The sequence below is a fragment of the Tenacibaculum profundicola genome, assembly GCF_057220795.1.
The window spans coordinates 2,931,899-2,944,551 of the sequence record NZ_CM170137.1; the positions used below are offsets into that span (position 1 = coordinate 2,931,899).

General features: G+C 32.9%; 9 protein-coding genes. 2 read left to right on the forward strand and 7 right to left on the reverse strand.

The features are described 5' to 3' along the window. The first annotated feature begins 110 nt into the window (after positions 1 to 110). Both aspS and AC2TDS_RS12610 read left to right on the forward strand, forming a co-directional pair. Positions 111 to 1,865 (forward strand): aspartate--tRNA ligase, encoded by a 1,755-nt coding sequence (aspS, locus tag AC2TDS_RS12605; protein ID WP_484735933.1) that lies wholly within the window; start codon positions 111 to 113, stop codon positions 1,863 to 1,865. Positions 1,866 to 2,551: 686 nt separating this feature from the next. Further along, a complete protein-coding gene (locus tag AC2TDS_RS12610; RefSeq protein ID WP_484735934.1) occupies positions 2,552 to 3,436 on the forward strand; it encodes an rRNA adenine N-6-methyltransferase family protein in 885 nt (294 codons plus the stop codon). A 310-nt stretch (positions 3,437 to 3,746) separates the two neighbouring features. Here the strand turns inward: AC2TDS_RS12610 and AC2TDS_RS12615 are convergent, their stop codons facing one another. The 7 genes from AC2TDS_RS12615 to AC2TDS_RS12645 form a co-directional block, all read right to left on the reverse strand. After that, a complete protein-coding gene (locus AC2TDS_RS12615) occupies positions 3,747 to 4,334 on the reverse strand; it encodes a hypothetical protein (RefSeq protein WP_484735935.1) in 588 nt (195 codons plus the stop codon). A 103-nt stretch (positions 4,335 to 4,437) separates the two neighbouring features. After that, entirely contained in the window at positions 4,438 to 4,587 is a 150-nt protein-coding gene (locus AC2TDS_RS12620; protein WP_484735936.1) for an energy transducer TonB, read from the reverse strand. Between the two features lie 695 nt (positions 4,588 to 5,282). Beyond that, positions 5,283 to 6,020, reverse strand: a complete 738-nt coding sequence (locus tag AC2TDS_RS12625) for an energy transducer TonB (protein ID WP_484735937.1) — start codon at positions 6,018 to 6,020, stop codon at positions 5,283 to 5,285. A 391-nt stretch (positions 6,021 to 6,411) separates the two neighbouring features. Continuing rightward, positions 6,412 to 7,611, reverse strand: a complete 1,200-nt coding sequence (hflX, locus tag AC2TDS_RS12630) for a GTPase HflX (RefSeq protein ID WP_484735938.1) — start codon at positions 7,609 to 7,611, stop codon at positions 6,412 to 6,414. A gap of 381 nt (positions 7,612 to 7,992) precedes the next feature. Next, positions 7,993 to 8,316 carry a hypothetical protein gene (locus AC2TDS_RS12635; RefSeq protein ID WP_484735939.1) on the reverse strand — a complete coding sequence of 108 codons (324 nt, stop codon included), beginning with the start codon at positions 8,314 to 8,316 and terminating at the stop codon, positions 7,993 to 7,995. A gap of 801 nt (positions 8,317 to 9,117) precedes the next feature. After that, positions 9,118 to 10,974: a glutamine--fructose-6-phosphate transaminase (isomerizing) gene (glmS, locus tag AC2TDS_RS12640; protein ID WP_484735940.1), complete on the reverse strand. Its 1,857-nt coding sequence runs from the start codon at positions 10,972 to 10,974 to the stop codon at positions 9,118 to 9,120. Positions 10,975 to 10,983: 9 nt separating this feature from the next. After that, positions 10,984 to 12,651 carry a DUF4270 family protein gene (locus AC2TDS_RS12645; RefSeq protein ID WP_484735941.1) on the reverse strand — a complete coding sequence of 556 codons (1,668 nt, stop codon included), beginning with the start codon at positions 12,649 to 12,651 and terminating at the stop codon, positions 10,984 to 10,986. Between the last annotated feature and the right edge of the window lie 2 nt (positions 12,652 to 12,653).

Here is a 12,653-nt window from a genome sequence, read left to right on the forward strand (position 1 = left end):
AGAGTGATCGATTTTATTAAATGATTAGGTTTAGTTCTTATAAAACAATCCAATAGTAATTTTTTCCATACTGACATTTATAGTAAATTTGCGCATCTAAAATTCAAGAAATGTACAGAACGCATACTTGTGGTGAGTTAAGAGCATCGCACATAAATACTGAGGTTACCCTTTCTGGATGGGTACAAAAATCACGTGATAAAGGCTTTATGATTTGGGTTGATTTACGTGATCGTTACGGGATTACACAATTAATTTTTGATGAAGAACGTACCTCAAAGGACTTAATAGAAAAGGCGAAAACATTGGGTCGTGAATTTGTAGTGCAGGTGAAAGGTTCTGTGATTGAACGTACGTCTAAAAACCCTAATATGCCAACAGGTAATATTGAGGTTTTAGTTTCTGAATTGATTGTTTTAAATGAATCAAAATTACCACCATTCACGATTGAGAATGAAACAGATGGAGGGGAAGATGTGCGTATGAAATACCGTTATTTAGATATTCGACGTAATCCAGTAAAAGACAGTTTAATTTTCCGTCATAGGGTTTCTATGGAAGTGCGTAAATATCTTTCCGATAAAGGATTTATTGATGTTGAAACGCCGTATTTGATTAAGTCTACACCAGAAGGAGCACGTGATTTCTTAGTGCCTTCTCGTATGAATGCTGGCCAGTTTTATGCTTTGCCTCAGAGTCCACAAACATTTAAGCAATTGTTAATGGTTGGTGGAATTGATAAATATTTTCAAATAGTAAAGTGTTTTAGAGATGAAGATCTACGTGCTGATCGTCAACCAGAATTTACACAGATAGACTGTGAAATGGCGTTTGTAGAACAAGAAGATATATTAGAGATATTTGAAGGAATGACACGTCATCTGTTAAATGAAATTAACGGTGTAGTGGTTGATAAATTCCCAAGAATTACTTTTGATGAAGCGATGCGTAGATACGGTAATGATAAACCAGATATCCGTTTCGGTATGGAATTTGGTGAGTTGAATAAGGTAGCGCAACATAAAGATTTTAAAGTGTTTAATGAGGCAGAATTGGTTGTAGGAATTGCAGTACCAGGCGGAGCTTCGTATACACGTAAAGAAATAGATAAATTAGTTAATTGGGTAAAGCGCCCTCAAGTGGGAGCTTTGGGTATGGTTTATGTTAAATGCAATGAAGACGGATCTTACAAGTCGTCGGTAGATAAATTTTATGACCAAGACGATTTAGCCAAATGGGCGGAGGTTACAGGTGCAAAGGCTGGAGATTTGATTTGTGTTTTATCAGGAAAAACGAGTAAGGTTCGTGCACAATTAAGTGCCCTACGTATGGAAATGGCAGAGAGGCTAGGCTTGCGTAAGCCAGAGGAATTCGCTCCTTTATGGGTAATTGATTTTCCATTGTTGGAATTGGATGAAGAAACAGGGCATTACCACGCTATGCATCATCCATTTACTTCTCCAAAACCTGGGCAATTAGAATTATTAGATACTAATCCTGAGGCTGTCAAAGCCAATGCCTACGATTTGGTACTGAATGGAAATGAAATCGGGGGTGGCTCTATCAGAATACATGATAAAGAAACTCAAGCAATCATGTTTAAACACTTAGGTTTTACAGAAGATCAGGCTAAAGAACAATTTGGATTCTTAATGGACGCTTTTGAATATGGCGCACCACCTCATGGTGGTTTAGCTTTTGGTCTAGATCGTTTAGTGGCAATTTTAGGTGGTCAAGAAACAATTAGAGATTTTATTGCATTTCCAAAGAATAATTCAGGAAGAGATGTGATGATTGATGCTCCAGCTACTATTGATAATGATCAATTGGAAGAATTGAATATTCAACTAAGCATAGAAGAATAAAAGAAATATATAATTTTATAATTGCACCCAGTCATTTTTTATGACTGGGTTTTTTGTTTAATTGATATTCGTTTATTCTGTATATGATAATAGGATTCCATGTTATAGTTATACCATTTGCCATTTACCATTTGAATTTACTGTAATAAAACGTCTTTTTCCCCATTCTATTTCAATATAAAAACATAGTCCAACATGAGTATTTACGATGCAAGCCTAATAAGGATCCACTTTCGATTTCTAGAGATGGTTAGGCATGAATTAGAGCACGAAAACTTAGTTTATGATATAATTATACTGCTGCTTGGGAGAAACTGAATTATAGTGTTATTGAAAATGAATTGCACTTGCTCATAATTATAGAGATAATTTTATGCGGATGCTTAAAAGATTGCGTGAAGACGTTACTCTTGTTATTAAGAGTATTGTAATGAGGAAATTTAATTTTTGCTCGCAAGTGTCTTGATTAGAGTGAAGGTGTATTTTATATAGCCGGAGCTTTAGGTAATACTAAGCTAGAGAAAGATGGCTGAGACGAATCAAAGATTTAATAGTGTTGATGATATCCTAAAGGAACTAAAGAAATAGAAACTAGTTTAAATGTTTCGGTGGAGTTATAAAATTTACAATTAACAATCTTTTTAAAAAACCTAAATTTGAAATCAAAATTAAAGCAATAATAAATTATGAACAAAGAGCTATTTGAAGCAGTAATTGATAATTATGAAAATTTAAAATATGGTCTTTTAGATGCGCAAACATTTGATGAATCCCATTATGGGTTTCCTGAAATTTATTATAAAATAATGGAAACCGATAAGCAACGTGTTGATGCATTCAAAAAGGCTTTTTCTTTGAACAATAACTTTAAAGACGATGTAGTTTGTGAGATTGGAGTAGGAACTTTACCCTTGACAAAATTATATATGCCCTTTGTTAAAAAAGCATATTTGATTGAAAATAATCCAGATTTAATTCCTTTGATAAAAGAACAAGTTGCTAAGCATGAATGGGCCAATAAGGTGGAAGTTATTTTTGCAGATGCCTTAACTGTTGAACTTCCAGAAAAGGTAGATCATATTGTAGGTGAATTAATGAGTATTTATTGTGCTAATGAGTTTCAGGTTCAAATATTTCAGCATATGCGAAACTATTTGAAACCTAATGGGAAGTTGTTTCCGACAAGAATAGTGAATTTTGCTAGATTATGTGAAGCTGATATTGATGATAATGTACATCATTACCCTGTAATGTTTACAAGGCATCAACCTATGTTTTTGTCACAACAATTTTTGGTGAATGAAATAGAATTGTTAAAAGAAAAGAAACAGGGAGTAAAACTTAGTTTTTCTGTTCCAGTATTGTTTACTGGTAACATTAATGCACTATATTTAGAATCGTATGTTGAGGTTAGTGAAGGCGCTAATTTTACAGGTACGGATAGTTTAATGCCACCGACAGTCTTGAAAACAACAAATACCCTGAAGGTAAAGGCGGGTGATCTTATACATATTGACTTTACATTTAATTATGGTGCATCTCTGGATGATATAATCTGTACACTTTCTTAATCATTGAACTAAATAAAAAAAGCCTGTAAATATCTATTTACAGGCTTTTTTAACCATTGCTTGTGTTAGTCATTAATTATTCAAGAAAGATAATAGAGCTGCCCAACGTTTCCAGCACCAGGCGCCACTATATATTCTTTACCAAATACGTTATTACCTCCAATTTTAAATCTAGATTTCGACGAAGGAATACGATAATTTAATTGAGCATCAATCACTGTTCTCGCAGGCACCTCTCCAGTGACGTAAGAAGAAACCCATTTGAATTTGTCAGACCACCTAGCATTGAGGTTGAATCCTAAATTGTCGATTATACTGTTATTTCCAAGAGCAATTTTGATATTGTGCTTGGGGTATTGAATCCTGGATTAAATAACCCGAAATCCTTGTCCTCATCTATTGTATAATCAATGAAGTCATAGTTTAGTCCTAAGTTGAAATTCTTCATTATTTCCGTATGCATTCCTATCCCAAATCCATAAGAGCTTACTATCGACTTACTGTTAGTGATCAGATGGAATGCTGTGGTGTTTCCTAAATTGAATGCTTCTAACGCATCACTATCAACCAGTCCATCTGATAGTACAGTACCATAATTTGGTGTTACGACTTGTTGATAAAACGCAAAATTGTTATGCTTGCTATAAAAACCGTTAATATCTAAATCTAAATTGTTTGTTTTTGTTAATCCGATGATTCCTCTATAGCCAAGTTCAACAGTTTTTACATCTTCTTGTTGAATTTCTTTGTAATCTGATTTGATTATAGGGCCATTATAGTTTTGACCATATACTCTTTCGTATACAAAGGAGTTGTTTAACACATCATCACCAGTGATGGTCGAATAAGGCATTGATGGTTTGTCATAGTTAAATACGTTTAAAGTAGCTATTCTCAAGTTATCAGATGTACCGCCCCGTATTTTACACTCACTTTTTTTCGGTTTCTTACTGCTGGTTTGAAACGGTGTAATTTGGTTACGACTCGCTTGGCTTCTTCATTTAGAAGAATACCTTTTTTAAGGCTAATGTTTTAATATTTGGTACATATCCGTTTATGTCAATTATAAAACGAATCCATACCTCTCCTTCAATATGATTTCTAATCGCCTCACTTGGGTAATTAAAGTGTTTTTGGATATGCTTAATCATTTCTAGATTAAAGCAATCTAAGGTTTTATTTTTTGTGGTCTTAGAACAATTTTCAAAACAAGGTACTTGATCTACGAGGCTAAATCGATAAGCTTTTCTAACCTCTTCTTTAGAAAGTTTTTCTTTGATGATTTCGATGGTGTTTTTATGATTAATAGAACAACCGTTGACGTGTTTAGATTGGAGGTCAGTGTTGTCATTACGAATGCCAGTAGAACTTATTTCTCCTATATTTGAAACTTTCCCCTTTTTTACAATGGCTCTTTTCTTTAAAAAGCGCTTTTTTGCAGATACCTTTACGGTAATTTGTCTGGATTTTGAATCCTTGGAATTTGGTAAAGGCTTAATAGCGCACTTAGTTATACTTATTTAAATCTAAGACGTTTTCTTCTGGATTTTCACAAACTTCTTGAGTGATAGAGCTAAGAGATGAAACCATGAGGAATACTAATAATACAAGCGTTTTTTTCATAAAAGGGGCGACTTACTACTCCTAGTATAATTAGTTCGTCGTTATTTTCGGCGCGAAAAAGTATAAATAAATATGGAATGTAAAACGGATATTTTTTAAAAGCTAATAATACCGTTAGATCTAGTGAATAAATAGATTGTTAATAGTTTAAAGAATTTCATTTTTCTGTGCTTAATACATGTTTTTTTTGTTTATAGGATTATTCAGAAAATAATCGTTTTTTTTAATCTAAAGAATTCTGAAGATTGAAACTTATCGGAAAAGAATATGTAACATTAACATTCTTGTTAGCTTGTTTTCCTGGTATAAATTTTGGGAGCAAAGAAATCACTCGTATTGCTTCTTCTTTGAGCGTATCACCATTCTCTGGGCCAGAGGCGACAATGTCTTTCACCTCTCCAGTATCGCTGATTATAAAACGCACCCAGATATCACCTTCAATTTTGTTTTGTAAAGCTTTTTCTGGATAAATAATATTATCAATTAAATGGTTTTGCATTTCGTGATTGAAACAAGCGGCTTCATCTATAACACTATCATTACAATTTAAGAATTCAGGGATTTTGTCAACAGTATTAAAAGAAATTTGTTTTGGAATATGTTCTTCGTCTATCGAAGCACTGATAACTTCTAACTTCTTTTTTATATGGGTAATGGCTAGTTGTTCAACACTATCATTAGTGTTAATATCTGCAATATTAGCAGAATGTAGCTCGTTAGCAACACGCACTTTTTTGTTGATAAAGGCTCGTCTTTTTTGACGGTTTCTGCTAGAAACCACAATAACTTTAGACGACTGTTTTATGTTTTTCTTTTTGTAAACTGTTCCAACTACCGTGCATTTTGAAATGCTGGAAATATGGTTGAGGTCATTAGAGGGTTCTTTTGACGTACACACTTCTTGTGAGTATGCTACGTTAAATATAAGGAAAACCTGTAAGAGTATAACTAATTTCTTCATAACTCTGATCGTTATATTTCCTACAAATAATTATAAGTTATACAATAATAAACAAGACCAGTATTTAGAATCCAGTTCAAAAGAGTATTATTGGTATAAAAGCAACTTTATTTCTTAACTAAGTTGTAATAATAATTATTAGATAGGAAAATTAATAATTATTCAATGAGACTTGAGAAATTTAAGAAACTAATCTTTATTCTTGAACTGTTACTAACTGTTCTTGGTGTTGATGGGATTGGAGTATGTTTCATCTTTAGGGGGGTTAAGTTATTAATAATTAGATCGTAGTTAATCACTTACTAAGAATTTAAAGATACTAAAAAAAACCATTATAAACTAAGCACGAGTGTATTATTTTATAAAAAGCATTTTTTTATTGACGAAATTATTAGTGTTCATGATAGAGAAAATCGTTGTATGGAAAGCGCTGAATGTGGATTGCTTTTACCTCTTCATATATTTTCTCTTTAAATTCTTCTAAGTTGTTTTTATTCAATGCAGAGATAAAAACACTATCTTTTTCTAAATCGTTCATCCACGTTTTTTTCCAGTCGTCTAAGGTATAATGTGCTTTTGTTTTTTCAGTTATAATATCGTCCTCTTCTATAGTTTTATGAGTATACGCGTCGATTTTATTAAAAACATATACAGTAGGTTTATTGATACTATCAATTTCGTCTAGAATTTTATTGACAGAAGAAATATGATCCTCGAAATTCGGATGAGTAATATCAACAATATGTAATAATAAATCAGCCTCTCTTACTTCATCAAGGGTCGATTTAAAAGATTCGACTAATTGAGTGGGAAGCTTTCTTATAAAACCTACGGTATCAGTCATTAAAAAAGGTAAATTCTTTATGACCACCTTTCTAACAGTGGTGTCTAGCGTGGCAAAGAGCTTGTTTTCTGCAAAAACGTCACTTTTACTAATGACATTCATTAATGTTGATTTTCCAACATTTGTATATCCAACTAAAGCAACACGTACCATTTTACCTCTATTTTTTCGCTGGATAGCCATTTGTTTGTCGATAGTAGTAAGTTTCTTTTTTAACAAAGAAATTTTATCTCTAATAATTCGTCTATCGGTCTCTATTTCAGTTTCTCCAGGCCCACGCATTCCGATTCCTCCCTTTTGCTTATCCAAGTGCGTCCACATTTTTGTTAATCGAGGAAGCAAGTATTGATATTGCGCTAGCTCCACCTGTGCTTTAGCTGAACTGGTTTGAGCTCTACTGGCAAAAATGTCAAGAATGAGATTGGTTCGATCCAGTATTTTACAATCCAATACTTTTTCAATATTTCTCAATTGTGCAGGAGATAATTCATCATCAAAAATAGCCGTTCCAATATCATTTGTGTCAATATAGGCTTTTACGTCATCTAACTTCCCTGTACCTAAAAAGGTTTTAGGGTGCGGTTTTTCTAATTTTTGAACGAAACGCTTGACAGCAACACCACCCGCGGTAGAAGTTAAAAATTCTAATTCGTCTAAATACTCGTTAGATTGCTCTTCATCTTGGTGTTGTGTTATAATGCCTATTAAAATAGCTTTCTCAGATATTGCTTTTCGTGTTTCAATCATAGAACGCAAAAATACAAATTTATAAGGTCTACAGTATCTTTACGCAGAGGATTCTGTTATTTTTTATGGTAAATATGGTTCTATCAGAAATTTATGTCGAAAATCGAAGTAGTACCCTACATAGTATTATAGAAATGTTACTTTTAGGGACAGTAATAATTACAGGTATAAAAAAAACCTCGCATTTAGCAAGGTTTTTCATTCACACAACTAATACGATTCAGAAATAAATGGTTCGCATATCTATTATCTCTTTTGTAGTTATTTTTGCGTTATAAAACTTAACCATAGCTTGGCTATGCTAAAGTTTTATGCCTTAAACTAACTTAAAATAATTCAATACCTACTTTACGAAATATTTATCTGTAAATCGTATAATGGCTACTTCTGAACAAATTTTATAGGCATCTTATATACCTTAATGACTTTGTTCATGCTTTTATATACTTTTTTGTAGTTTAGCTTAGTTTTAATATAGTTTGAAACTACTGGATTGGTACTTTCAATATCTAATACAACGATTTCACCTTTCTTGTTGATTAAGAAGTCAATTGTTGTTCTAATGTCTTCACCAACGGAAAAGTTAACTTTTTCTAATAATTTTACAATGTTGGTTCTTATTTCTTGTTTTACTGGGTTTTCGTTTAGTGCATGTGTTGAAGTGTTAACGGCAATAAATACTAATAATAAAATAAACTTTCTCATCTTTTTAGGTTTTATGGATTATCTTTTAATTTTTTTTACATTGTAAATATACTAGGGATTGAGGTTGTATTGGTGGGTTTAAATGTTATATAAATGTCTTTTTTGTATTATATAAGTGTTTTTTAAACAGTAGTTTACATAAGTTTAATATTGGCCTATTGATATATTTAGGTGGTAATTGTTGTGCTTTTCATAAAACAGGATTGTAATTTTTATAAAGGCTATAATTTTATATTAGAATACCTAGATATAGTCTTAAATGTTTATGTTAGGAATATGTTTATGTGTTAAGAATTTATGTTGACTATCGTGAATATGTAGTGTTGAAATTTATACAATAGAACAGCTTTTTTCATTGTGTATAAATGAAAATGTATGTTTTTTTCAGTTCATACATGTATTAAATTGATCTTGAATCACAAATGTTGTGATAAGTAGGATGTATAGTTTAATTTTTGAAATTTATGAGTTTTTATATTTTGTCGGGTATTAAAGGACTTGTAAGGTATAGAGTAGCTGTATAATTTAACGTATTGGGTGTTTAAAAGAGGTGTTGCTTAATTATAGTGTCATACTAAGGAAAAACATAATAAAGGGTATAGAGTGCGTATATTTACGTCTAGATTGCTGGTTAACTTAACCATAATGCGCTATGATTGAGTAATTTTACATAAGAATGGGTTTTAAATGTTCGTGAAAATATGGTTTGAGTTGAAGTGGTATTTCGGATATAGAAACTTGTGTAAAAAGTAAAGCTTCTAGATTTTCTAGAAGCTTTAAAGAGTTATTTTGAAAAGAAAGTTATTCGACTGTAACTGACTTAGCTAAATTTCGTGGTTGATCTACATTTTTACCTAACATCACAGCTATATGATAAGACAGTAGTTGTAAAGGAATTGTAGTAAGTAGTGGAGTAAAAGCTTCTTCAGTTTCTGGAATTTCAATAACGTGATCGGCTATTTCTTTAACGGTAACATCACCTTCCGTAACAATCGCAACTATTTTACCACTTCTTGATTTTATTTCTTGAATGTTACTGACTACTTTTTCATAATGACCTTTGTTGGTAGCAATTACAAACACCGGCATGTTTTCGTCAATTAACGCAATAGGACCATGCTTCATTTCTGCCGCTGGATATCCTTCTGCATGGATATAAGAAATTTCTTTAAGTTTTAAAGCTCCTTCTAGGGCTACTGGGAAGTTAAAGCCTCTTCCAAGATACAAGCAATTAGTTGCATCCTTATATACGTTTGCTATATCCTTTACAAGAGCATCTATTTTTAAGAGCTTCTCTACTTGTGATGGAATTTGCTGTAAAGTTTGAAGATAGGCGTTTATAGCGGAGGTAGATAAGGTTCCTTTAGCTTGAGCCAACTTCAATGTAATTAAAGAAAGTACTGTAATCTGAGTTGTAAAAGCTTTTGTTGAGGCAACTCCAATTTCTGGACCTGCATGTGTATAGGCACCGGCATGAGTTTCACGTGCAATAGATGATCCTACAACGTTACAAATACCAAAAACAAAAGCTCCTTTTGATTTAGCCAATTTAATTGCGGCTAAGGTATCTGCGGTTTCTCCCGATTGAGAAATGGCAATGACGATATCTTTTGGAGTTATAATCGGATTACGATACCTGAACTCAGAAGCGTATTCAACTTCTACGGGAATTCTAGCCATATCCTCAAGAAGGTATTCTCCGACCAATCCAGCATGCCACGATGTACCACAGGCTACAATGATAATTCTCTCAGCATTTAAGAATTTTGACATATTATCGTCAATACCAGCCATACGAATTATCCCTTCATTAGGTAACATTCTACCTCTATAGGTATCAATAATGGCTTTAGGTTGTTCATATATTTCCTTCAGCATAAAGTGCTCGTAACCTCCTTTTTCTATTTGCTCAAGGTTTAATTGTAATTCTTGAATAATGGGATCAACTTCTTTGTCGTTAACAATTTTACGTAATTTAATTCCCTTATCTCTTTTAATAATTGCGAGCTCGCCGTCTTCAAGATAAATAGCATTTTTAGTATACTCGATGAAGGGAGAAGCATCAGAGGCAACGAAAAATTCTTCGTTATCTTTTCCTACACCAATGGCTATTGGACTACCTAATTTTGCAATAACTAATTCGTTTGGCTTGGTTTTATCAAAAACAGCGATGGCATAGGCTCCTATAACACTTGTTAGAGCTAGTTGCACTGCTTTGCCTAACTTACAATTTTCATTTTTTTTAACTTCCTCTATTAAATTGATGAGTATCTCAGTATCGGTATCACTTTGAAAACTATAACCACGAGAAGTTAACTCTTTCTTTAAGGTGTCATAATTTTCAATAATTCCGTTGTGAACGATTACAAGGTTGCCAGATTGTGAAAAGTGAGGGTGCGAATTTATATTGTTAGGAACCCCGTGAGTAGCCCATCTGGTATGTCCAATACCTATTTTTCCAGCTCGTCTGTTGGCATCCTCATTAGTAATGGCTTCTAAATCACTTACCTTACCTTTCGTTTTAGATAAGCGCATTTGTTCGCCGTCATACATCATAATACCTGCACTGTCATAACCTCTGTACTCTAATCGCTTTAAACCGTTAATAATAATAGGATAGGCATCGCGATAACCAATGTAGCCTGTTATTCCACACATATCAATTCTTTATTTTTTTTCTGAATAATGTAATTTTATAATTGCTTTTTTTGTTCCGTTAGCCGTTTCATTATGATCTAATAAGTTAACTCCTCTTGGATTCCAATTATAAGAAAGCACACTGGTTTCTAAGAAACTGGTTCTAAACGGATTATCGGTTGGATTGTTGTATACTTTCAAGATTAGTGGAGAAAAATTAGTAGTAGTTCTATCTATTAAGTCTGATAGATGATCAGTTAATCGAAATATATATTTTTCTGGGGCCTCATCTGTTACAACTAAATTACCACCAAAAGCATTTGTCTCCTTATAAGCATCTGACACTTGAACAGGAACTAGGTTTGCTTCACTGTCTTCTTCATTGGTATATATAAATAGTTTTTGAGGTAAAAGATTTTCGTCAGTATTAACTGTTTGGTTTATATAAAAAGACAAGATGGCATCGTTAATTAGTAAACCATATTCTTCATTGGCCTCATCTTTAATTGTAGATAACTCTTGTAAGTCTAAATAGCCATCCTGCGGTGAAGTGTCCTTATCTTTATATTTTAAGATAGGGTGTTCAGGGTTACTTAGTTCTATCTTTGTTAAGTTAACACCTAAAATCTTTATCTCGGCCATGGAACCAGCGGTTCCTTGTACTACAAAATTACCAGTAGGTGGGGGAGTACTAGCAGCAGACATTTTATAGATACTATTTTTAACACCGTTTAATGGGAAAGAATATTTTGTAGGAATTGTATCTTTGTGTGTCAAGGCTGCATTATCTTCTAATCGCTCAGAACGAGTAATGGTATAATAAAAGTCTAAACTAGCAGATGTGCTAATACTTAATGGAACCATGGCTCCGTTACTCCCTTTAGCTTTTATAATGAGTCCTCTAAAGTGTTTGTTTAATTCTTCAGGAGAGGAAAATTCAGTACCGTCAAACATATCCCAGAACAATGTTTTCATTCTGTCTGTTTTCAGAGGGATGTTTATAAATGGACCTACTGTGCTTAGTTTTTCCTCACTTTCAAAAGTGCTACCATTAGTATGGTGTCTAGTTATGGTAATCATTGTATCTACTGCACTGGGGATAAAACTAAAACTAGGGTCCTCATTTAGAAGTTCTTCTTCTAAATATACTTGGTCTGAAAAAAAGGAATTTTGTTTGGTTGGATCACTAGGGTCTAAAGTGTTCAAGAATGTCCCATTTCTCCATATTTCTAAATTGGTGGCCATTTCTGGGTTACCAAGTACGGAATCCAACCTAAATTGCGGTTTTCCATCACTGTCATTATCTAATTTAGTAACGGTATAAGGGAGCCTTAAAGCTACTTTGTCTAAAATATACGTAGAGTCAATATCTCCTTTATCTGTTGTGCTATCAAGGTCAATTGTTTTGAGATTGGTTAACAGGCCTACTTGACTTACAATTGAGGCTTCAATTGTTTTATAGTTTTGACTACTGTAAACCCCTAGCCAGTATTCAAAAATAGAAGCACCTAAATTATCCGCTCTAACACCACTGTCTATATCAATCGGAGTAATTTCTATTTCTAAATCAACTTCATTCGTGTCAAATTTGGTGTTTTTAACAATGTTTGTAGCAATATCACTAAAATCTTCTTCACACGAGGTTAGGAAAGCTAAACAAAGTAAGCTTGCACCTAAAATACCAATATTTTTTATCATTT